This window comes from Virgibacillus necropolis (assembly GCF_002224365.1).
Taxonomy (GTDB): domain Bacteria; phylum Bacillota; class Bacilli; order Bacillales; family Amphibacillaceae; genus Virgibacillus_F; species Virgibacillus_F necropolis.
On record NZ_CP022437.1, the window covers coordinates 2,232,559 to 2,252,482 of the forward strand.

The 19,924-nt window shown below is 36.0% G+C and carries 22 protein-coding genes, 3 pseudogenes and 1 other annotated feature; of the genes and pseudogenes, 17 read left to right on the plus strand and 8 right to left on the minus strand.

Annotation, left to right across the window (positions count from 1 at the left end):
* Positions 1-16: 16 nt before the first annotated feature.
* The 5 genes and pseudogenes from CFK40_RS10640 (at position 17) to CFK40_RS10655 (ending at position 2,944) form a co-directional block, all read left to right on the plus strand.
* Positions 17-529 carry a P-loop NTPase family protein gene (locus CFK40_RS10640; protein WP_089532284.1) on the plus strand — a complete coding sequence of 171 codons (513 nt, stop codon included), beginning with the start codon at positions 17-19 and terminating at the stop codon, positions 527-529.
* A 59-nt stretch (positions 530-588) separates the two neighbouring features.
* A complete protein-coding gene (locus CFK40_RS10645; protein WP_089532285.1) occupies positions 589-1,371 on the plus strand; it encodes a class I SAM-dependent methyltransferase in 783 nt (260 codons plus the stop codon).
* A gap of 11 nt (positions 1,372-1,382) precedes the next feature.
* A pseudogene (locus CFK40_RS21110) lies at positions 1,383-1,532 on the plus strand (hypothetical protein); the annotation flags it as partial.
* Positions 1,533-1,534: 2 nt separating this feature from the next.
* Positions 1,535-2,113 (plus strand): histidine phosphatase family protein, encoded by a 579-nt coding sequence (locus tag CFK40_RS10650; protein ID WP_089532286.1) that lies wholly within the window; start codon positions 1,535-1,537, stop codon positions 2,111-2,113.
* A gap of 84 nt (positions 2,114-2,197) precedes the next feature.
* Positions 2,198-2,944: a class I SAM-dependent methyltransferase gene (locus CFK40_RS10655; RefSeq protein ID WP_089532287.1), complete on the plus strand. Its 747-nt coding sequence runs from the start codon at positions 2,198-2,200 to the stop codon at positions 2,942-2,944.
* An 81-nt stretch (positions 2,945-3,025) separates the two neighbouring features.
* Here the strand turns inward: CFK40_RS10655 and CFK40_RS10660 are convergent.
* Positions 3,026-3,520: pseudogene (locus tag CFK40_RS10660) on the minus strand (L,D-transpeptidase family protein).
* Positions 3,521-3,699: 179 nt separating this feature from the next.
* On the opposite strand from CFK40_RS10660, the pseudogene CFK40_RS10665 reads away from it, so the two are divergent.
* A pseudogene (locus CFK40_RS10665) lies at positions 3,700-4,259 on the plus strand (class I SAM-dependent methyltransferase).
* A 175-nt stretch (positions 4,260-4,434) separates the two neighbouring features.
* Here CFK40_RS10665 and CFK40_RS10670 read toward each other — a convergent pair.
* A complete protein-coding gene (locus CFK40_RS10670) occupies positions 4,435-5,481 on the minus strand; it encodes an NADH:flavin oxidoreductase/NADH oxidase (protein ID WP_089532288.1) in 1,047 nt (348 codons plus the stop codon).
* Positions 5,482-5,642: 161 nt separating this feature from the next.
* Here CFK40_RS10670 and CFK40_RS10675 point away from each other — a divergent pair, with 161 nt between their 5' ends.
* The 5 genes from CFK40_RS10675 (at position 5,643) to CFK40_RS10690 (ending at position 8,548) form a co-directional block, all read left to right on the plus strand.
* On the plus strand, positions 5,643-6,056 hold the full coding sequence (locus tag CFK40_RS10675) for a MarR family winged helix-turn-helix transcriptional regulator (protein ID WP_089532289.1): 414 nt from the start codon (positions 5,643-5,645) through the stop codon (positions 6,054-6,056).
* Between the two features lie 201 nt (positions 6,057-6,257).
* On the plus strand, positions 6,258-6,695 hold the full coding sequence (locus tag CFK40_RS10680; protein WP_089532290.1) for a VOC family protein: 438 nt from the start codon (positions 6,258-6,260) through the stop codon (positions 6,693-6,695).
* Positions 6,696-7,277: 582 nt separating this feature from the next.
* A complete protein-coding gene (locus tag CFK40_RS21115) occupies positions 7,278-7,454 on the plus strand; it encodes a hypothetical protein (RefSeq protein ID WP_168927228.1) in 177 nt (58 codons plus the stop codon).
* Positions 7,455-7,573: 119 nt separating this feature from the next.
* Positions 7,574-7,810 (plus strand): hypothetical protein, encoded by a 237-nt coding sequence (locus CFK40_RS10685; RefSeq protein WP_089532291.1) that lies wholly within the window; start codon positions 7,574-7,576, stop codon positions 7,808-7,810.
* Positions 7,811-8,008: 198 nt separating this feature from the next.
* A complete protein-coding gene (locus tag CFK40_RS10690; protein WP_089532292.1) occupies positions 8,009-8,548 on the plus strand; it encodes a DUF1572 domain-containing protein in 540 nt (179 codons plus the stop codon).
* A 133-nt stretch (positions 8,549-8,681) separates the two neighbouring features.
* Here CFK40_RS10690 and CFK40_RS10695 read toward each other — a convergent pair whose 3' ends face one another.
* From CFK40_RS10695 to CFK40_RS10710, 3 genes are all read right to left on the minus strand, one after another.
* On the minus strand, positions 8,682-9,947 hold the full coding sequence (locus tag CFK40_RS10695; RefSeq protein ID WP_089532293.1) for an MFS transporter: 1,266 nt from the start codon (positions 9,945-9,947) through the stop codon (positions 8,682-8,684).
* 64 nt (positions 9,948-10,011) lie between these two features.
* Positions 10,012-10,267: a binding site (T-box leader), on the minus strand.
* Positions 10,268-10,371: 104 nt separating this feature from the next.
* Complete coding sequence (locus CFK40_RS10705; protein ID WP_089532295.1) at positions 10,372-10,686, minus strand: AzlD domain-containing protein; 315 nt, start codon at positions 10,684-10,686, stop codon at positions 10,372-10,374.
* A complete protein-coding gene (locus CFK40_RS10710) occupies positions 10,679-11,371 on the minus strand; it encodes an AzlC family ABC transporter permease (protein WP_089532296.1) in 693 nt (230 codons plus the stop codon). Before CFK40_RS10710 ends, CFK40_RS10705 begins: the two co-directional genes overlap by 8 nt.
* 220 nt (positions 11,372-11,591) lie before the next feature.
* On the opposite strand from CFK40_RS10710, the gene CFK40_RS10715 reads away from it, so the two are divergent.
* Together CFK40_RS10715 and CFK40_RS20975 are read left to right on the plus strand one after the other, a co-directional pair.
* Entirely contained in the window at positions 11,592-12,161 is a 570-nt protein-coding gene (locus CFK40_RS10715; RefSeq protein WP_089532297.1) for a helix-turn-helix domain-containing protein, read from the plus strand.
* Between the two features lie 228 nt (positions 12,162-12,389).
* Entirely contained in the window at positions 12,390-12,539 is a 150-nt protein-coding gene (locus tag CFK40_RS20975; protein ID WP_161493857.1) for a hypothetical protein, read from the plus strand.
* A 140-nt stretch (positions 12,540-12,679) separates the two neighbouring features.
* On the opposite strand, the gene CFK40_RS10720 is transcribed toward CFK40_RS20975, so the two are convergent.
* The 3 genes from CFK40_RS10720 to CFK40_RS10730 form a co-directional block, all read right to left on the minus strand.
* Entirely contained in the window at positions 12,680-14,248 is a 1,569-nt protein-coding gene (locus tag CFK40_RS10720) for a hypothetical protein (protein ID WP_089532298.1), read from the minus strand.
* A 97-nt stretch (positions 14,249-14,345) separates the two neighbouring features.
* A complete protein-coding gene (locus tag CFK40_RS10725) occupies positions 14,346-15,596 on the minus strand; it encodes a Y-family DNA polymerase (RefSeq protein ID WP_089532299.1) in 1,251 nt (416 codons plus the stop codon).
* Positions 15,597-15,727: 131 nt separating this feature from the next.
* The gene (locus CFK40_RS10730; protein WP_089532300.1) at positions 15,728-16,645 is read right to left on the minus strand and encodes an aldo/keto reductase; all 918 of its coding nucleotides are present in this window, start codon (positions 16,643-16,645) and stop codon (positions 15,728-15,730) included.
* A gap of 119 nt (positions 16,646-16,764) precedes the next feature.
* On the opposite strand from CFK40_RS10730, the gene CFK40_RS10735 reads away from it, so the two are divergent.
* The 4 genes from CFK40_RS10735 to fur all read left to right on the plus strand — a co-directional run bounded on the left by CFK40_RS10735 (position 16,765) and on the right by fur (position 19,869).
* Positions 16,765-17,310, plus strand: a complete 546-nt coding sequence (locus CFK40_RS10735) for an NUDIX hydrolase (protein WP_089532301.1) — start codon at positions 16,765-16,767, stop codon at positions 17,308-17,310.
* A 3-nt stretch (positions 17,311-17,313) separates the two neighbouring features.
* The gene (locus tag CFK40_RS10740; protein WP_193433322.1) at positions 17,314-18,483 is read left to right on the plus strand and encodes an endonuclease Q family protein; all 1,170 of its coding nucleotides are present in this window, start codon (positions 17,314-17,316) and stop codon (positions 18,481-18,483) included.
* A 173-nt stretch (positions 18,484-18,656) separates the two neighbouring features.
* Positions 18,657-19,298 carry a stage II sporulation protein M gene (gene spoIIM, locus CFK40_RS10745; protein WP_089532302.1) on the plus strand — a complete coding sequence of 214 codons (642 nt, stop codon included), beginning with the start codon at positions 18,657-18,659 and terminating at the stop codon, positions 19,296-19,298.
* A gap of 115 nt (positions 19,299-19,413) precedes the next feature.
* The gene (gene fur, locus CFK40_RS10750) at positions 19,414-19,869 is read left to right on the plus strand and encodes a ferric iron uptake transcriptional regulator (RefSeq protein WP_089532303.1); all 456 of its coding nucleotides are present in this window, start codon (positions 19,414-19,416) and stop codon (positions 19,867-19,869) included.
* Positions 19,870-19,924: the final 55 nt, after the last annotated feature.

The window sequence follows — 19,924 nt, forward strand, 5'->3', positions numbered from 1 at the left end:
GGAGTTGGTTGGTAAAATGAATCGCATTATGGTAATGGGAGCGTCAGCTGGTGTAGGAAAGTCTACATTCGCACGAAAGCTAGGGGAGAAACTGGATATTGATGTCTATCATCTGGATTCTTTATACTGGAAGCCTTACTGGGTTGAAGCTTCATCGGAAGAGTTTTCAGCGAGCCAGCAAAACATTGTGACTATGGGTAAATGGATTATTGAGGGTAACTATAACAATACATATGACATTCGGGCACAAAAAGCTGATACGATTATTTATTTAGAACTTCCTTTGCTTGTATGTCTGTACCGGGTTTTCAAGCGCTGGATTCTAAATATAGGGAAAACCAGACCAGATATGGGAAAAGATTGTAAAGAAAAATTAGATTACAAATTTCTAAAGTTCATTTGTACCACTTACAGTTCCCGTAAGAAAAAAATGAAGGTTAGGTTTCAAGAAATTGGCGATCAAAAAAATATTATTACATTGAAGAGTAAGAAGGAAATTCAGTCGTATATAACAACCTTAGGTACCTGAATATTCAGGTTTTAATTTTGGAAGTATCGCACGGGGACTTATGTCAGGAGGATTTATTAATGGATGTAACACAGCATAACAGTAATGGTTGGGATAAAAAGGTTGAAGAAGGGGCTACATATACGAAGTCTGTAAGTGAAGAAATTATGAAAAAAAGTCAATCAGGTGAATGGGAAATAACGGTTACAACAAATAAACCTGTACCAAGAAATTGGTTTCCTAAATCACTAAGTGGATTGAAAGTCCTCTGTTTAGCATCTGGTGGAGGACAACAAGGTCCAGTTCTTGCTGCGGCAGGAGCGGATGTAACTGTTACGGACATATCTAAAAAGCAATTGGGACAAGATGAATTCGTGGCCAAACGAGATGGATTAAATCTTAAAACAGTACAGGGTGATATGTCAGACCTTAGCGACTTTATTGATGAATATTTTGACATAATCGTTAATCCTGTTTCTAACCTATTTGTAAAAGATGTGTTACCTGTATGGAAAGAAGCTGCAAGAGTTTTAAAAAATAATGGTGTTCTTATTTCCGGATTTACCAATCCTTTGTTATTTATTTTTGATGATAATCAGGAAAGGAAAGGTATTCTTGATGTGAAACACACTATTCCATCTTCTTCCATAGATTACTTACCAAAAGATGAGGTTCAAGACTATATCAATTCAAATCAAACAATCGAATTCGCACATACGCTTGAAGACCAAATTCAAGGGCAAATTGATGCTGGTTTTGTTATTTCAGGCTTTTATGAAGATGACTTTGGAGGAACTAGGATTTTAGATAAATATATTAAAACGTTTATTGCTACGAAGGCTATAAAAGTAAAGATTGACTAAGTGTTTTAGGTATGATGGTGGCATATCCATATGTAGAGACTGGTGCAATCATAATGACAAATACAGATTTAGGTGTTCATCAAATGGAAGGGATTATTGGAGAGATTTATAATCTATTGTACACGGTTATACAAAAAAATTTCAAAAGAATGGGTGTGTAAATATGATCAAAATTGGTATTATTCGTCACGGCTGCACAGCTTGGAATAAGGAAGGTAGAGCACAGGGGAATTCAGATATTCCGCTCGATAATGATGGACTTGTGGAAGCTGGCAAACTTGCAGAACGTTTAAGTGAAGAGGAAGAATGGGATATCATCTATTCTAGCAATCTATTAAGAGCCAACCAAACTGCTGAAGTTATTGGCAATAGAATTGATATTGAAGAAATTAATCTGGACCCTAGACTCCGTGAGGTAGGCGGCGGACTCATTGAAGGAACTACAAAAAAAGAAAGAATCGAAAAGTGGGGAGCCAACTGGAGAGAATTAGACTTGGGGATTGAAAGTACAGACAAGGTTATAGAAAGGGGACTATCATTCATAGACGAGATTATACAAAAGCATGACGGTAAGCGGGTGTTAATCGTTAGTCACGGATCGTTTATTAAACATTTGCTCAAAGACTTAGTACCTCATGTAGAAGAAAGCTCTCTTAAAAATTGTTCTCTAACTAAGCTTCGGAAGTCCAAAGGTGAATGGGAGTTGGAGCTACATAATTGTACGAGACATTTTGATTGTTAATTCGTAATTTAAAGTGGTTTTGAAAGGGGATTATTTAGACATTTTGAAGTTGTTCTAATGAAAGTTTTAATGGGGGTTAAGAATATGAATGTCGAGTCACTTAAAGTAAATAAGCAAAGTTGGGATGAAGTAGCGCATCGTTTTTATGGGAGAAATCCGCTTCCTGAATATGGGCCACTTGCACCGCGTGAGGATGAATTGAATTTATTTGGCGATGTTACCGATCTGAAAATCTTGGATATTGGTTGTGGCAGTGGGCATTCTTTACAGTACATGAGCAAGCGGAACGCAGGTGAACTATGGGGAATCGACTTGTCAAAAAAACAAATTGATGCGGCAAAATTAGTATTAGATAACTGCAATTCTCCTGTTAGTTTGTTTGAATCACCGATGGAAGAGAATCCCGGTATTCCAGAAGATTACTTTGATAGTGTATATTCCATTTACGCACTTGGATGGACCACTGATCTAGATAAAACCTTAGCAAACGTTAATAACTATCTGAAAAAAGGCGGCATGTTTATCTTTAGTTGGGAGCACCCATTACATAGTCGTGTGAGTAATAAAGATGACGTTTTAGCTGTTACCAAATCCTATCACGAGGAAGGTCCATACAATCATGAAGCATGGGATCATCCTGCAATTATGCAACAATATAGAATCAGTACATATATGAATTCACTAATCAACAATGGGTTTAAAATTGAAAAAATGATTGAGGATGTATGCCTAACCGATGAAGACGTTCATCGGCACGCAAATAGATGGTATTCCTTTGAGAAAGCAAAGGCTATCCCTACTACAATAATAATTAAGAGTCAAAAGTTGTAGGATAAAAAATGACAAGAATTTGTTGCTTTCCTTAACATAGAACAAAAAAAGCGTATAGGTTTCCCTACACACTTAAGCGATTTATGGATGTATTGAAACCGGTGTTCCTATTGGAATAATACTTGCTAATTCTTCTACATCTCTATTCTACATTCTAATGCAGCCGATTGATACTGCTTTACCAATCGAACTCGGGTCATTTGTTCCATGAATTCCATAATGTTGTTTTGATAAACTCATCCACATTGTACCGAACGGCCCACCAGGGTTGGGAGCTTTATTAATAATTATAAAGTTTCCTATCGGTGTTTCGCGCAACATTCTGCCAACTGCAATAGGGTACTGTTTTTGTTGCACACCATTTTTTAGTAAGGTCAGCCGCCGATTACTGAGAGAAACATCAATTTTATAAGGAATTGTATTTACGGGTGGAAATCCCGGTATAACAATGGATTGGCCAGGATAAATGGCATTTGGATTAATTGATGGGTTAGCACTAATGATTACCGGTAATGGTGTACGGTAATCCCTTGAAATCTGGTTAAGTGTTTCCCCGAGTTTAACTGTATGAATCAATGTTCACACCTCCATAGGTAAAAGTTATCTATACATTCTATGTGGACTTTGAAAAGTGTTTCGAATGTTGAGGGGATAATAAAGGAGCTTTCGTTACAATAGATGTTCTGGAAACGGGCCATTTAGTTGAATAAATAAGCAAATATAAGCAATTAACCTTTAGGAAAGAGGTGACCTTTTTGAGTATAAGGAACAAAGAAATAAAATTGGTAATAGGTGCAGGAAAGTATAATAACAATCCAGGTTGGTTGCATACACAAGAGGAAGAACTCAATTTACTGGATGAAAGCACTTGGAGTAAAATGTTTGATAATAATTCAATTACAGCATACTTGCAGAACACATATGGGAACACCTAACTTATAAAGAAGGTGTTGAAGCTGCAAAGGTGTGCCGCAAATTCTTAAAACCAGCTGGATACATACGCTGCGCTGTTCCTGGCGCCTTTTTCCAAGATAAAGAATATCAGGATACGGTTAAAATAGGAGGTCCTGGGCCCCAAAATCACCCCGCAGCAGATCACAAAATTGTTTACAATTACAAAACCATAACGAATATGTTTAATACTGCTGGATATGAAATAAAATTACTTGAGTATTGTGATGATGAAGGGGAGTTTCGCCAAAACCTCTGGAATGGAAAGGATGGAGTGATTTTTCGGTCTAAAAAATATGATCCAAGAAATCAAAGCGAACAACTTGTATTTCCATCCTTAATAGTTGATGCTATAAAGGTTTAAACAAACAGGCGCTATTCCTTAATAATGAATAGCGCCAATATCGCATATAAGGGCCATATTGTTGAGGGGCAAGATCAAACCAGATGTTTCTGTAAAGGAAAATAAATCAAAGAAGGTTTAGTAAGAGCAATATAAATTGGTTTAATAAAAAAGGCTTCCATTAAGGAAACCCTTTTTATCGTATCCCCCTTGAGTATTGAAAAGGAGGATTTACTTTACGAGTCAATGCTTTTTCTGCATGTAATCCCCAGTAAGGATCATTGAGCATGCCTCGTGCAATAGCTACAAGTTCAGCATCTCCATTGGAAATCGTTGCTTCTGCAAGGGCAGGATCGCTTAATTTTCCAACAGCAACAACCGGAAGACCTAGTTGCTCTTTAAATTCGCGTGCAAAAGGAACTTGATAACCCGGGGTATTTTTCGGTTTGCTTTTCCCTGGAGGACCTTCACCACCACTGGATACATGGAAAAGATCAACGCCTGCTTCTTTAAAACGTTTAGCCATTTTTATCGAATGCGATAAATCGTAGCCATCGTTCACGTATTCAATGGCAGACATCCTCATAATGAGAGGCATCGCTTTAGGCATGACACTTTTAACTGCTCTAACGACTTCTTCTCCAAAAAGCGCTAAGTCTTTTCCATATTCATCGGCGCGGTTGTTGATGCTTGGTGACATAAATTGATGCAATAGATAACCGTGAGCACCATGTAACTCAATCGTGTCAAACCCTGCTTCAACGGCTCGTTCAGTAGCTTCTTTAAACTGCTGAACGGTTTCTTGAACTTCTTGTGTTGTTAAAGCTCTTGGAGGCTTAAGTTCACCATTCATCGTTTCTTCCGGCAGAACCTCAACGGGAATGTCGGAAGCACCAACAGGCTGGGTGGCATCTTCAGCTTTGCGTCCCGCATGTGCAATTTGAATACCGACCTTAGCGCCGTGTTTGTGAATCTCATTGTTGATTCGTTGATATTCTGGAATTTGATGATCTGACCAAAGGCCTAGGTCACCATTAGTAATTCGGCCCTCGGGTATTACACTTGTCATTTCCATGATAATTAACCCTGTTCCACCGATAGCTCTAGAAACGTAATGTATGAAATGCCAATCGTTTGGAGCACCATCTTCTTTGTCAACTGAATACTGGCACATCGGTGACATGACGATGCGGTTTTTTAACTCTAAATTTTTGATGGAATAGGGGGTGAATAAATTATTCATTGTAATTGTAATACCTCCTTATTATTTGTGTGCGCATGCATACAAGTGGACTTAAGATAATGTATGCACTTAAATATCGCTTGTTTATTTGCTTGCACATACATATATTAAACGGTATGCTATAATTGTGTCAATACATTGAATCGGAAAGGGTTATAAATATGAACGATAATGAGTTGTTTGCAACCTGGATTAACCTTACGAAATATCATGATCGTCTATTGAAAGCCATGGACTATTCGTTACACCATCAATTTCAATTAGGCATTAATGAATTTTATTTGTTATACTTCCTTGCACAAACGGACGAAAAGAAAATGCGTTTATCAGATTTGCTCCCAAAGGTCGGTCTGAGTCATAGCGCATTGTCTCGATTAGTATCAAGGATGGAAAAGTATCGGGGAGAGTCATTGGTTCAACGTACGACCGATGAGAGAGATAAGCGCTCCGTTGATGTTTTACTTTCAGAAGAGGGGGAACAACTAGCAGAAAAAATGTTGTCGTTGCTTAATATCACTCTGAATAATAAATTAAGCAAAAAAGACATTAATAAGATTAAGGGGTTATTTGATTAGAAAGACTCCAGCTAATAGCGGAAAAAGACTATTCAAGAATCGGGCACGATTGTGGAATTTCACATCTATTAAATGATAAAACTTTTTTATATAAGTAGAGTTCTAATGTAAAGTAGTACTTTTTTTAATTTGATTTTTTTTACGTAAATTTGTGAGATACTATAATTACATTTTAGTTTGATTTATGAAGGAGTGAATACATTGGTAGGTGTAGAAATTGATATGGTTGTTACAGACAGCTTGAGGGCACTGGAACTATACGAAAAAATATTTGAAATTGAGCGTGTGGAAGTTTCAGATTTGCCGCAGGGTGAAAATGAAGCTGTTTTTACACTTTATGATGTAAGATTTCACATGCTGGATGAAAATCCAACCTTTGAATTAATAGCACCAAGAATTGATGATCCAAAAACAATTTGGTTCAATATTCTTGTTCCAGATATTAAGGAAACTTATTCAAAGGCAATGGATGCGGGCTGTACAGAAATACAAGCAGTAACGGATATGCCAGACTACGGTATTACTAATGCAATGTTTGCTGATTTTTATGGCTACGTGTGGATGCTCCATCAGATTCATAAAGTGGTGAGTCATGAAGAACGTATACGACTTTGGGAAGAAAAAAAGGGTAATGAATGATAGGTGTATGATCAATTTAGCGAGTAATGCTTTATAAAGGTCGAAGAAGTTAGGGCAGTTGAATCGATGTGTAATGAAGACAACGACACATCGAATTCGATTGCCCTTTTTTTCTAGGTATCATGTACATATTATCAGTATTGATTAAAAAGGAAATGTGTTTTTTATGTCGAATTATATAAAGGATAACTGCCTTCTTTAACTAAATGCCCATTAGCTTAACAAGCAAAATTAAAAAGTCGGTTTCTTAGCGTATAGGAATTCGATTTTTTTAGGTTTCAATTTGCTTACCGTATAATATCTGCGTTTTGTCGGCAGGATTCCTAAAAGGAAGTCGGGATACCAGCCCTACTTATCTGTTGCAGTTCTTTCAATAAGTTTTGCATCTCTAGGTTGGTTTGCTTTCTTTAATTATCTGTTTTATTAATGGGATAGGAAAGTATTTCTAAAATCATTTTGCTCAATTAACTGGCACAAGAACGGAATAAGCGAAGTACTCAAATCGATTTGGCCATTTTATGAAGGAATGTGTGTTAAAATAAAGGTGGAATATTTTTAATTGTCTAAAAGGTAGTGTGCAAGATGAATAAATATCAAGAACGTTCTGTTTATATTTCAGCTGTAGCACTTGCTTTCTTCTTAGTATTATCTTTAATTACACACCATTGGGGATTCTTTTTATGGAGTTTATTGCCTGTATTTATAGGTTTGATGCCTGCGTTTTCCACCAAAATTGACAAGAAAAGCAATGAAAAATGAAAAGATGTATTCATTCATCGGGCGCTTTTCTTTAATAAGGGAAAGCGTCCTTATTGCATCTAAGGGCACTTTTCTGGAATATTACCGCAGGAGATATCTTGTAGAACTGGAGGAATTAAATGATGTTCTTCAAATCTATGACTGAAAAAGAGTCGGCTAATTGGAAAAAGGGAGCCATACTTGGTTTTTATACCTATATGTTGTTGTTAGCTATAAACCAAATTTATTATCTAGTTTTTGCAAGTAATCCTTTTTCTTCAGCTCTAATTTTTTGGTCTGGATTGATAGCTGCTTTTGGGTGTGAAATTATTTTCAATCTCAAAGATAAAAGGAAATTAAGAAGAAATAAAGTATGAAAAAATGATTTTATTTGTTAAATTAACAGGCAGTAGTCGAAATAAGAGCAACGCCCGTCTTGTTTATTATGGTCCTTTAATTGAATAGAGTTTGTCGAATAAGGGAGAGTTAAGATGAATTGAAGTTAATAAGAGGATGGTTTTTGTTTAGCAGTTGGAAATTATCTAAATAACCATATAAAGGTGAAATATTAACTAATGAGTTTTGGAAATGAGTATCTGCAAGTTGTCCAAGATAGATTTAAAAGTGTAAAAACCCTTGGAAATAAGACAATATGTCAATTGTCAGAAGAAGATATTCATTGGGTTTTTAATGAAGAATCTAATAGTGTTGCGGTTATCGTAAAACATTTAAGTGGAAATATGGTATCTAGATGGTCTGACTTTTTAGTTTCGGATGGAGAAAAGCCTTATAGAAATCGCGAACAGGAATTTGAAAATAATATATCATCGAAGCAAGATTTGGTTGCAATTTGGGAAAAGGGTTGGAATATACTTTTTGAAACATTAAATGATTTGGGAGAACAAGATTTATTGAAAAAAATATATATTCGTAGTGAACGTCATACGGTACTTGATGCAATAGAGAGACAGATGGCTCATTATGCTTATCATGTGGGGCAAATTGTTTATATTGGAAAACAATTAAAAGATGGAGATTGGAAAACCTTAAGTATCCCAAAAGGAAAATCAGAAGAATACTTACAACATATGGAGAAAAAACATAAGGAAAAATAAACTTAATACTTAATCGTGGCGCGCTTGCCTGAATAAATAAAGCCCAATTTCCTATTTATGATACTAAGAAATTGGGCTTTCGTTTTAGTCTTTAATTTATTCCCTGCCTCAAAATGCTAGACATACCAGTAATCTAAACATTATCAGGAGCTTGTATCTGATTTTTCTCAGAATAAAACGTTGCCTTAGAGGGCTCCTTAGAGGGCTGTGTACAAAAGATAAACAATATAATCGTAACCGCAAACATTATTAGGGTTCCTAATATGACGACAAACTGAATAGATATCAATTCAGCCATGATTCCAAAAATTGTAGTCCCAATAATGATGAAAAAAGCTTCGATGAAACCATAAACACTACCAACCCGTCCCATTACCGTGACAGGAACATTATTTTGATAAAATGTGTAAAATCCTGTGTTAATAAAAGCCATCGAAAATGATAGAATAAAAAAACCAATAGCTGCTATCAAAAAGTTACCTGAAAAAGCATAAATCATATAACCGATTGAAACCATTAAGGATCCAAGACCAATCAGCCAAGAGGTAGCTATCTTTTTTACAATTATTATGTTTACTAAGGCGCCTACAATTATTCCAACGCCAGCAATACTTACCAGTAACCCATAATCCCTCTCTGATAAAGAAAGCACTTCTGTAGAAAATGCTGCTTCTAGTGAATCTACAGCAGTTGCCAAAACCATCACAGCACTGAATAGTAAATAAATGACCATAATGTACACGTGTTTACGACTAAAATCAACAACTAATTTCCAATCATTTTTCAATAGCTTCAAGGTTATTTTTTCGTCTTTTGTTTCAATAAAATCATTTTTTTCAATATTGGGCATGAAAAAAGTGATTAGTGCTGATAAAAATAAGGCTATTGCATTAATATATATCGCAAAATTTGGGGTGCCAATCATAAACATCATTCCTGCAATTGCAGGTCCAGTAACAAATGCTCCAGAATCAATTAAGCTTCGGAGAGAATTAAATCGTTTTCTTTGAGCTTGAGGTATTAACTTTGTAATGTAAGTCATTGATGTAGGCTCATACATGGAACTAGCAATACTTATTAAAAAGACAAGACCGTATATTGCCCAAAGAGACGATAGTAAAGGCAGAAAGGAAATAAACACTGCTTGGAATATAGTAAGCCACACTATAAGATGCTTCTTATTCAATCGATCAATTAAACTACCCGACCAAATGTTAGTAAATAAAGTAGATAAAGCTCTAAGTATATATAAACCTGAGACAGCAAGCACACCCATCATATCAAGAACAATTAAATTTAATGCTATAAAATACACCCATTCACCTATACTAGAAATACCAATACTGGACAATAAAATGGAGGGATATTTCCACGACTCTATAAATTTTTTTATACGCATTTTTATTTCCTCCTTGTGAACTCAAACTTGGACAATAAAAAAACTCACCCCCAAGACCTTAAGTCTTGAGGACGAGTTGTTGCGCGCCGTGGTGCCACCCCAGTTTGGTAATATGTCACCATATTATCCTTGATAGGTACAGTATGAAGTCCATACATATACCGTAGCTCTATAACAGGAGCTCCTGTCACACCATCACCCATATGGATCCAATGTGCTGCTCTGAGACTTGTTTCCAACCATTAATTCTTACTCCTTTTCACCAACAGGAGCTCTCTTTGAAGAATTGCCGATTATACTCTTCTCTTCATAGCATTTGTATTTAGTTGTGACCTTTAAAGTTAGATAATCTTACCAAATCTTTAGAGGGAAGTAAAGAGCTTTTTTTATAACTTATACTTATTACTGAAACCTATAATTAACTTTATAGGAAGTAACGCGTTAAGATCCCAATTGCTATTCCAATCACAACGGAAGGAAGAAACATATTTATGATTTTAATTGTAATTGCTGTGGCAAGACAGCCTATAAGAATCGGAAAGGAAATAACGATTTCTCCATCCGCTGGTGTTAAGATTTGATTCACGATAAGTGCTGATATAATTGCAATAGGAACATAATTAAAATACATACGTAAGGTCGGATTCATCTCTCGTCCTGACATGAATTCCACACCGATGACCCGTGATAAATAGGTAGAAACGGATAATAATCCTATTAGTATCCAATTATTAATCATCTCTTGACCTCCTCTTTAAATAAAGACCTACAAGCGGTGATAAAACTCCTGTTATGATGATCGTTAATTCATTGCCCGGTATTAAATACTCAAGGGCAGTGGCTATTATTATAGCAGTTAGCGCGGTTGCGATGATTGGTTTTTCTTTCAATGAAGGGATAAGAAGCGCAACAAAAGTAACTGGAAAAGCTAAGTCTAATCCCCATTTCAGAGGATCAATTTGACCTCCAATGAATGCTCCAATATATGAAGAGATAATCCAAGCAACATAGAAGGTACTGGCAACTATCCCAAAATAAAGAGGATCTGGTCCATGTTTTTGAAATCTTGCACTACCTAAGACAAATGGTTCGTCTGATACTCCAAAAGATAATAACCATCTCCATTTTTTCTTGGCAGGAGCAAAACCTTCAGCAAGGGCAGCCCCGTATAACAAATTGCGCAAATTTAACAAAACAGAGGTGAAAAGAACACTTGTAAAAGTTGCTCCAGATGCCAACATTGCGACAGTCACCATTTGGACGGAACCTGAAAATACCAATAAGGACATAGCTATAGTACTCGCTAAACTAAGATTGGCTTGAGTTGCGAGTACACCATAAGATAAACCATACGCCGCAATGGCTATTGCTAGCGGTAAAGCTTCGATAAAACCAGTTTTAACAGTTCGCTTTTTTGTATCCATCTTCATAAAAACTCCTTATCCTATGTTTATCAAATCCATAATGAGATGGAAAAAGCCATAAACTGGGTGTTAAATAAACATATAGTTTGGTATACTAAAACTTAAGTTAAAGTTTATTATACTATACTTTTTCTATTTTTGTATATTATAATTAAATTAAATATATATTATAATATACCAATATGTAAAAACCAGTTCTTTTAATTGAAGGAGGACAAACATGAATACAGAAAACCTTTTTAGAGAAGGAGATATGGGGAAGCGCATTGGTGCTAATCTACGGAAATATCGAAAAAGTAAAGGAATGAGTATGGAGGCCTTGGCAAAACAAATCGGGGTCAGTAAATTAACATTGATCAAGATCGAACACGGGGAGGCTAACCCTACATTATCCGTCATCTGGAAAATTGCCGACGGGTTAAAAATACCGATAACTGCATTATTATCAATTGAATCGGATGTCTCTGTTACCCGCAGGGAGGAAGGACTGAAACTGATGAGTTCCGATGAGGTGTTTGTCGCTGAGCCTTTATTTCGTTCCCATGACTTTGAACTATATCGTGGATACCTACAGCCTGGGAGTGGATATCTGTCGAAAGCACACCAAACGGGGGTGATGGAATTTGTTACAGTTATGTCCGGCCAACTGACTATGGAACTTGATGGAGATGTTTATCACTTGGATGAGTACGATTCTATTCGTTTTAAGGGAGATACTTCCCATAAGTATGCTAATCCATCTTCCGTCTTAACGGTTTTGCACTTTGTCATTTCTTATAATAATCTCTAAAAAATGAACTGGGAATATTCATAGCGAATTATGTTATGACAAAAGAATGAGCAATAATAATGATTTTAACATGAGGTACCCAACTTCAAGACTGTCATTTTACTAAAGTTACAGGATTTTAGAAATTAAATTAGGGTACCAGTAAGGTGTTCCGTAAACAGGACATGTTTGTGCAATAAAATATGATAAGCTGAATGCGTAAAGTTAAACAAAAAGGATGAGGATATTATGATGAAATTAAAAATTACAACATTTGTTTTAGTTGGAGGACTTGTCGGCGCTTTAACGGATGGGATAATGATAGGGGTTGGCGCATCTGCATTAGTTTTTATAGCGTATCAGCTAGAGAGATTTTTAGAAGTAAATGAGAAGAAATAAATAATAGAGCGCTTTTGTTTAGCATCAGCAAAAATTTCGATATAGAAAGGATTGACTCATTTATATCAATAAAATTGATTTGAGATAATATAAAAAAATAGCACCGCAAAATGCGATGCTATTACAAACGGAACTTGTTTTTAAAGTACATAAGGGCCAAAGAAAGTTGTTAACAGAAGGATATGAATTCCAACAAAGTACATGATGCGTATGGTGACATCCCATTCATTTGCTCGTTTTATTATTTGCACGATAGCAAAAGATATGGCGGCAAATACAAACATATAAAAATAGGAGCTACCTTCAAAGGTTAAATAATTTGGTGCATTTATATAAATATTGTTTACGAAAAATTGATTTTTCCAAACCAGTGCTGCGATAGCATAAATTCCAATTCCTGTATAAAAAACCCAAACAGGGTCTCGATCAATTGTTCTGCTTCTGAAGAAATACATTAGCGCGATGAACACAATTGGCCATATAAACCATACAGAAGAAATTGCAACAGCGAATATAGATGCAGTTAACATACCAAGCGTTTTCCCCAGGGTCCGTATCCAGTCATCTTGATTAAAACCAGTGGCTTGACTGATTGCAGCAATATCACTGGATGAAAAGTTAATAGCGTTGCCATCTGAGTCTAAATCAAGCCACGCAATTGTTTCCTCATTCACCCATTGCGGTTTGACCGATATCGCAGGTGTATTACTACGTCGCTCGGTGGCTGTTGTGCCATCCTCATTTATCGTTGCCTTATAAATATTGAAGGCGCTGTTATCATTGTATTGTGTTTCGGTTTGACCATTTGCTTGAAATAATAAACTCGGGTTGCCATCGTTGTATGTTAGAACGACATTGGAAATCTCTGTTAAATCATTATTTCCAGCTGGGTCTTGTAGTCTTATTTCTTGTAATGGTTGCGGAGTTTGTTCCGTAATCGTTGTTTGCATAAAATAGTTAAAAAATTTTGGGGTCCCTTGACGTGCTTCAAGTTCTTCTTGCAATAATATCCCCAATTTTTGATCTTCGAGCGCAAACGAAACATCTTTTACAATTTTCCCAGGGTTTATAGGTACGCTTGTTTGGTACTTTTGTTTAACAGTTCCGTTCGTTAATTGTTGTAACGTTATGTTGATTTCATCAGTATTGGTTGCATAGGTTAATATATTTATCCCGTTTTCGTATTCTTGTGGGATAATTTCCTTTTTATTTAAGTCAATATTCATAACCTTTGTTGATTCTTTATTGTCTGGAGAAAGTTGGTATAATACCTTGTCTTTCACATAAAGAATTGTATTCTCTAGCGGATAAAACCGTTCAACATCGGAGACTATTTTATTTCTATTTTTATCGTATATATTTGTAAAGTCAAAATAAATAAGATGCGCGCCTTGTTGATAAACCTGTGTCCACTTGTTTACTGGTATATCATAGGTTTTTTTGTCCTGTACAAGGAATTCACTATTGATTGTTGTTGTGGCTAATTTCCCACCTTCAAAGCTAGTGATGATATATGCTCCATCTTTTGTCTGTTTTATAGGAGGTAGCCTATTAACATCTGTTTTACTAATGGTTAGACTTCTACTCCAATTGGGTGCAGGTGGCTCTGTAACCTTAGAGAAGTTTTGAGAAAATAATAAAGTTAATCCAAAAATAATAATAATTCCAGGTATAATCCAATACAACTGTTTTAGTAGATTTCTATTCATTTGTTAGCCCCCGTGTTGCAAATAATTAGTCTCTCTTATTTTTGATATAACAATATTATCATATTTCTGAAAAAAGGTGTATTTAGACTTTTCAACATTAGGCATTGTGGCCTCCTATTTTTTTGCTCCTTCCGATAGTAATTCCGGCTTCGGTATAGCTGGTGGCTCGAAGTATCGCAGTTGAACCATATTTATCACGAATGGAATCCATCACATAGCCGATATCCTTTTTCTTAGGTTTATCATCAAATAAATCTAACTGCGTTTCCGCGTTTTCATAAAGGTTATCTAAGGTCACATATACGTGTCTGATATCACTGAATCCATCATGAAATTTAGCGAATAGTTGCATACAAATACCGTAGACTTCCATCGTAATATTCGTTGGAAATGTAATTGACCTTGACCGATTAAAGCCTCCACCGGTTACTTTTGAATACGATATCCCAAGGTGAATGGTTCTTCCTGCCTTATTAGCGGTTCTTGCTCGACGGCATGCTTCTTCCGAAAGATCGAGAATACAAGCAGCAACTTCTTCTTTGGAGTAGTCACGCAATAAGGAAATGCCATGGCCGAATCCTTTTTGCTCAAGTTTTGTAAAATTACCTAAAACAGGGCTAAGATCAACACCCCAAGCGTGCCGATAAAGTTGCTCTCCCATAATTCCAAAACGTTTTTTTAAATGTTCTAATGAAAAATTTGCTAGCTGTCCAAGATTTACGATTCCCATTCTGTTTAAATTATTTTGCATTCTTCGGCCTATTCCCCAAATATCTTGTACTGGAAATGGCCATAACTTTTCTTTCACGTCCTCATACTTACATTCAGCTATTCCTGCTTTTTTTGCGTGTAAATCCATAACGACCTTAGCAAGAAATTTATTATCACCGATGCCAATCGAACAAGTAATACCCATGTTTTTTAAAATATCTTGCTTAATTAGCTTAGCAACTTGCCACCTGTCTCCAAATAATTTTTGAAGTCCATTTACGGTAACCCAAACTTCGTCAACAGAGTATTGATGAATGGCTTCTTTTGGTACATATTGATTAATTAACTTTGTGATTTCCAGCGAAACAGCTAAGTAGTCGGCCATGTGTGCATTTACGATGTGAATCCCGGGATCATCTGGTAGTTCGAAAAATCGACTCACATTGCTTACGCCGTGCTTCTTCTTCAATTCTGGTGAAGCAGCTAGCACAATACTACCTGTTCTATTTGTGTCACCAACAACAGCTAATTGATCCTTCATTGGATCGAGCCCTAATTTAACAGCTTCAACACTTGCGTAAAATGAACGCATATCGATACAAAGTACATCATTTCGTGGGTATGTAGAGTAATCCATTTAACTCACCTCACTAGTATTAGGAACATTTGTTCTTATTGTATGCACTAGGAAGTTAATTATCAATGGAAATTAATTCTATAGTCTGTTAGGAAGAACAAAAACCGGAGCTATACACACCCCGGTTTTTATCATCTGTGTTTGTCGTATTTAATTGGTTTCGTAATAGCTTGAAGGGATGCATACATGTCATCCGTCATTAGTTGTGAAGTTCGATAAGCTACATTGTCGTTAACCTGGGCAACTGAGCTTGCTCCAAACACAGCACTCGCAACAGCAGGATGATGTAAAATATAGTTTAAGGCGACACTGCTAAGCGAGGAATCACCCACGGTCTTTGATATCTTTTGATAAATATCGGTTAATTCTCTTTGGGAATAATCGAGAAATCCATCTTGGGCTTTCTTTTCGATTTGTTGGTTTCCTTTTTCTGTAAGCATACCTTTTGCTAGAGGGCCTCGAGCTAGAACACTAATAGTATGTTGCTCTAATAAATCTAATATTTCTTCCTCAGGACGGCGATCAAGCATATTGTACTGCATCATCACGCCATCGATGGATGACCGCTTTACATATTCACGTATTACATTCGGTCTAATAGATGAAATACCATATGCCCGGATAACCCCTTCTTGCTTTAGTTCATCAAAGGCTGAGATTGTTTCATTAATCGGGTCATCAGTCGTTCCACCGTGTAGCATGTAAAAATCAATATAATCCGTTTGTAGTCGACGCAGGCTATCTTTTAATCCATCTTTAATATGTGCCTTTGATGGATCCCAGTGCCAATCCTTTTTTGCACGGTCGAAATGATTACCTACTTTTGTTGTTAAAATAATGTCTTTACGCTTATTTTTAATGGCCTCACCAACAACTTCTTCATTCATTCCAAAATCATATAAATCGGCTGTATCAAGATGATTGATTCCTGCATCTAAAGCTTCGTCAATAATTTCTTTTGCTTTAGTAGCATCGGTTCCAAGTGACATGCAACCAAGTGTTAAGTCTGATACATATAAATCTGATTTACCTAAACGATTTGTGTTCATACTTTAACCTCCTATTAGTATTAGTGTAAAAACAAGCTGGCGGGATTACAACTAATTCAACATAAATCCGCTATTAAATTATGTTAAAATGGGGAAAAGTAGGTAGAGGATGGTAGTTTATGCGAAAATTTGAAGAAAAAACAATACGTTCTGAAAAAATATATGACGGTAAAGTGGTGCATTTACAAGTAGATGATGTGACGTTGCCAAACGGGAAAACGTCTAAGCGAGAGATTATTAAGCACCCTGGGGCTGTTGCAATTATCCCGATTACAAAGGATAAGAAGATTATCTTTGTTGAACAATATCGCAAACCTTTAGAAAAATCACTTGTTGAAATTCCCGCTGGTAAATTAGAACCAGGGGAGAAACCAGAAGCTACGGCAGTCAGGGAATTAGAAGAAGAGACGGGTTATACAACAAATGAATTGGAATTTGTAGCATCCTTTTATACATCACCTGGTTTTGCAGATGAGCTTATGTATATATACGTAAGCAATAAACTGGAAGAATTAAAAGAGAAGATAGACGGTGATGAGGACGAATTTGTGGAGATACTAGAGTTAACACTAGAAGAAGCGCAACAATACGTGAAGGAAAATCGCATACAAGATGCGAAAACGAATTATGCAATTCTTTATTTACAGACATTGGAGATGATGTAAGTAATGATCGAGTCGTTCTTTGCTGATCTACATATTCACATCGGTCGTGATATGTACGATAAACCAGTAAAAATTACAGGAGCTAAAAGCTTAACACTAACAAATATTTTACTCGAATCAAGTAGGAATAAAGGTATTCATTTAGTAGGCATAATTGATAGTCATGCTCCACATGTCCAACAGGAATTAAAGCAATTATTGGCCAATAATCAGGCAAGAGAGCTTGAGGATGGTGGCATTCAGTTTGAGGATGTGACATTAATTCTTGGTTCAGAAATAGAGGTGAATGATGAGAATTGTCAGGGTCCAGTACATGTCTTATGCTATCTTCCAACACTAGCAAAAATGGAAGAGTTTACGGAGTGGTTGGCTACTAAAATGACAAATATTAATTTGAGTTCACAGCGTTATTACGGTACAGCAAAAGCGTTGCAATACAAAGTGAAAGAGTTAGATGGTTTATTTATTCCAGCCCATGTGTTTACGCCATTTAAAAGTACATATGGAAAAGGTGTAAAGCAGTCACTTGAAGAGGTTTTTGATCCAGATTTAATTGATGCAGTCGAGCTAGGTCTTAGCTCAGATACAAGTATGGCAGATCAAATTGAAGAATTACATGCATACACGTTTGTTTCTAACTCAGATGCCCATTCTTTAGGCAAAATTGCACGTGAATATCAAGAAATCGAAATGGAAGAGCCGTCATTCAAAGAGCTTAACTGGGCATTACATCAGGTAAAGGGCAGAAAGATAAGCCGCAATTTTGGAATGAATCCGAAGCTCGGGAAATATCACACAACTGTTTGTAGTAAATGCCTTGAACCGTTAACAACTAGCGTTAAAGTTTGTCCAACGTGCGGTTCCACTAAAATAGTAAAAGGTGTTTATGACCGCATAAAAGAGCTCGCCAATGAAAACGTAAATAAGGTGAGTCGACCACCATACATGTATCAGGTTCCACTTGAATATTTGCCATCCCTTGGTCCAAAAACATATGGAAAACTACTAGAAAACTTTAATACAGAGATGAACATTATTCATCAGGTACCATTAAACAGATTGGAGGAAGTCGTCCCAGAAAAGCTAGCAAGAGCAATTATCCAAATGCGAAATGGAGAATTAGCGATCTCAGCTGGTGGGGGAGGGAAGTACGGGAGTATTAATCCTTCTTAATTCTAAACTTAATATAAGAAAAAAGTAGATTGTGGTATTTTTATTCGGAATTCCTCATAGTTTTTAAGTATAGGATAGTTTGTACTAGCTTAAGGATTATATAAAAACTTCGGCATATTCGCTAGGTAAGGACGAAGCGAATGCCCTAGTTTCTCTAAGGATGGGGGACTCCGATGTTTCAAAATAAAAAGCCAATTGTTGATCATGTAAAAAAATACGCAACCATCTACTTATTTATGTTAGTTCTGTTTTTAACAGGAGTTATTTTTGGAGCAGTTATTGTGAACAGCATGAATTTTGTACAGAAACAAGATTTATTCTTTTATCTTGAACGTTTTTTTGAGAAAATTGCTGGTAGCCAAGAAATTGATAACGGAGAAATAATGAAAGATAGTTTCTTTTATCACGCTAAATATTTACTATTATTATTTATTCTAGGGTTATCGGTTATTGGTTTGCCGATTGTATGGGTATTATTATTTTTAAAAGGATTAGTCGTTGGATTTTCTGTCGGATTTATTGTCAATCAACTTGGATTATTTGAAGGGTTATTTCTTGCATCATTATCAATCGCACCACAAAATCTAGTAGTCATACCAATCTACCTTATAGCAGGTAGTTTATCGATGATTTTTTCTTTAACATTACTAAACAAATTATTTTCTAGGCGGTTATCACAACCAATACTGCAACCGCTAAGTCGATATGCGATTGTCTTTACGTTATTATTAGCGGGAGCATTACTCGCTGCATTAATGGAGGCGTATGTTTCGAATGAAGCAATGGAAGCTTTAATCAAAACGTATTACAAATAATAACTAATACTATATAATAATAATTGTTGTTAGTTATTTATAATAATTATACTTTGACACTCGTTTCAACTGTGCATATAATAATAAGTGGGAATAGTGAGGAGGAGAACTTGCCATGGAACACCGAATTGATCGAATTAAAAAGCTACTCCATGCACAGAGTTATAAGCTGACTCCACAACGCGAGGCAACGGTCAGAGTATTATTGGAACGAGAAGAAGACCACTTAAGTGCGGAGGAAATTTATTTATTAGTAAAAGATAAAGCGCCAGAAATTGGCCTCGCAACAGTATACCGTACATTAGAGTTATTATCGGAATTGAAAATTGTTGATAAAATTAATTTTGGTGACGGTGTTTCAAGGTATGATCTTCGTAAAGAAGGTGCCGAACACTTTCATCATCATTTAGTTTGTATTGAGTGTGGATCAGTTGAGGAAATTGTTGATGACTTATTAGAAGACGTTGAAAAAATAGTAGAAAACGATTGGGGTTTTCAAGTGAAAGACCATCGTTTAACTTTTCATGGTATTTGTAAACAGTGTCAAAAAGTAGCTGTTGAAACCACATAATAACATAATGAGGCGCCTTCTTTCTGTTAGCAAACTGAAAGAAGGCTTCTTTTGT